Origin of the sequence: Methanobacterium formicicum (assembly GCF_029848115.1) — an archaeon.
GTDB classification, from domain to species: domain Archaea; phylum Methanobacteriota; class Methanobacteria; order Methanobacteriales; family Methanobacteriaceae; genus Methanobacterium; species Methanobacterium formicicum.
This window is the reverse complement of the sequence record NZ_JARVXG010000032.1, coordinates 27,501-30,000: the sequence shown is the minus strand read 5'-3', so window position 1 is coordinate 30,000 and position 2,500 is coordinate 27,501. Positions and strand designations below refer to the sequence as shown.

Here is a 2,500-nt window from a genome sequence, read left to right as displayed (position 1 = left end):
CTGGAGTAAAATAAAATTAGAAGGTAATTAATATATTATTTGTGTTGATTAGGCATCTATTTTACAAATTACTGGTGGATACCAGTTTAAAGTGGGTAATCCATGCCGCCTGTTTTTTACCGGGAGGGTAACAGGTAACAATTAACAGTCTGGCCTGTCCTTCCTGAGAAAAACGGATGGGATTGGTTTTATAGTCCCAGCGTATATCATTACCATTGGAAGTTACCTCGTAGACGTATTTCTTGCGCTGGGTAAAATCCTGGATAATGGCTTTATCTCCGGGTTGAAGAGAAGCTATGTTAGCGAATAATCCGGAATAAGTTGTTCGGTGCCCTAAAATACCACATTCGCCGGGTTTACCCGGCATAACACTCTCAGGGTAATGATAAACAGCATTATAGGCATTTACAGTGTCTGATCGAATGCTGGCGTTCACCCCGAGTTTGGGTATGATTAATTTGGCATTCATATAGGTCTTTTTAAGATCAGTAGGGTCCAGAGCATCCACGGGGTTGCTCATTTTTTCCTGATAATCCTTAACACTTTTCTGAGCTTGGGTTACGTTTTCCATCTGCACGTAACCGGCCATAGCTATGCTACCGGCCAGCGTGGCACACGCTAAAATAATTATGATGGCCAAAACATTATTCCTTGACATTTTCCCGGCAATCCTTAACTACCAGTAACTCTTTGACCTTCAGAGCTAACTGGCTTTTGTAGGTGGCTACCTTCCAGGGGTCTTCGACCCAGACATTGATGGTGGCTTTAATACCTGTATCTGTCATTTCTTTTATAAGCACGTTTGGTTTTGGCTGGGGTAGAGCCCACTGGCAATTTGATGCTACCTTAACCATTGAGTTAACAGTTTCTTCCAGTTCTATTTCATAGGGGATGTTAACGTTTAGTTCCACCCTACGTGTTTCACGGGAGGTGTAATTTACGTAAACTGAACTGGAAAAGGTGGAGTTCGGAATGGTGATGATTTTGTTGTCATCGGTTTTAATGGTGGTAACCCTTAAACCCAGTTTAATCACTTTGCCCCTTTTTCCGGACATTTCAATGATGTCTCCCACTTTAAAGCTCTGATCTGCCAGGATGAACATGCCCGCAATGAAGTTGGATAGGGTGTCCCGGGCAGCAAAACCTACAGCTATACCTACAATACCCAGGCTGACAATTATGGCGTTTATATCCACTCCAACTTCCCTTAAACAGAGGGTTATGGCCACAGCAATTACTGAATATTTGATGATCTCATTTATGACCTGGATAAGAGTGAGTTCAAAATTAAACTGGCTACCAATTTTCTTGACGATATAAATAGACCACTTGGTTATGATCAGGGAAACTACTAGAATTATGGCTATTTTTATAAGGTTAATGTACAGGGGGTCAGGATCAACAACCATTTAAGTTTACCTCAATCTTTTTTTTGCGGGAATCTTAGATATCCCTAAATTTCATTAGATGCCCTTCCTTCTTAAATTCATGAATGATTTTTTTAATAGATGAAGGTTTAATTTTTCAATAGGGTGAAGGTTAATAAATGCAGCAAGCTAACGGTTATGTCGTTCCACGGGGATAGTCATGAAATCCTCAGCCACAGTCACTTCACGGAACACCTGGCTGGCTTCTTTTCTTAAATCACCGCTGTTCTTGTAACGGGTGCTTATATGGGTTAGAATTAATTCAAATACCTTTGCTTTTTTGGCAATCTCTGCGGCCTGGGTGGTAGTGGAGTGGCCATTTTCAAGGGCTTTTTTTTCCTGTGATGATTCGTAAGTGGATTCATGTATGAGAACATCAGCATTAGATGCGAATTTAACCAGTTCCTGGCAGGGTATGGTATCTCCGGAATAAACAATCTTCCTCCCCCTTCTTTTTTCTCCAAGGACCTGTTCTGGCAGTATTAATTCACCATTTAACTCTACTGGAATTCCATTCTGAAGTTTACCAAAATCTGGGCCTGGTTTCAAGCCCAGTGCAATGGCTTTTTCCCGGAGGAATTTAGGAGACCGTTTTTCTTCCACGGAATATGCCAGGTTAAGTACAGAGTGGTGGGTAGGACAGCATTCAATTACATAGTTATCTGTTTCAAGAATCACACCTTCTCTTACTTCATAAGCATGTATGGGAAAAGATAATGCATAGTAACCCAGGTCTTTAATGGCCTGGACAGTTTTTATAGTTCCTTCAGGCCCATAGATGTGTAGTGGCTCTTTACGGCCTCGGAAGGCCATGGATTGTATCATGCCGGGCAGTCCCAGGAAATGATCCCCGTGTAGGTGGGTTAGATAGATATGATCCACCTTCATGGGGCTCAGTTTGATTCTGGCCATCTGGCGCTGGGTCCCCTCTCCACAATCAAAGAGCATCACCTCTCCAAAGGCTTTAAGGGCAATGGAGGGATGGTTTCGTTTAGTGGTGGGAAGTGCAGATGAGGTTCCTAAAAATATTAACTCCATAATTGGGTCACCTAATACTAATATGATGGGGTATT

Annotated in this window: 3 protein-coding genes; all 3 read right to left on the bottom strand. The window is 42.0% G+C overall.

What is annotated here, in order from left to right:
* Positions 1–61 precede the first annotated feature (61 nt).
* The 3 genes from QC759_RS02800 to rnz all read right to left on the bottom strand — a co-directional run bounded on the left by QC759_RS02800 (position 62) and on the right by rnz (position 2,465).
* On the bottom strand, positions 62–658 hold the full coding sequence (locus QC759_RS02800) for a class E sortase (protein ID WP_048072179.1): 597 nt from the start codon (positions 656–658) through the stop codon (positions 62–64).
* Positions 645–1,409 (bottom strand): mechanosensitive ion channel family protein, encoded by a 765-nt coding sequence (locus QC759_RS02795; protein WP_048072178.1) that lies wholly within the window; start codon positions 1,407–1,409, stop codon positions 645–647. The genes QC759_RS02800 and QC759_RS02795 overlap by 14 nt, the downstream gene beginning before the upstream one ends.
* Before the next feature lie 147 nt (positions 1,410–1,556).
* Positions 1,557–2,465, bottom strand: a complete 909-nt coding sequence (gene rnz, locus QC759_RS02790) for a ribonuclease Z (protein ID WP_048072177.1) — start codon at positions 2,463–2,465, stop codon at positions 1,557–1,559.
* Between the last annotated feature and the right edge of the window lie 35 nt (positions 2,466–2,500).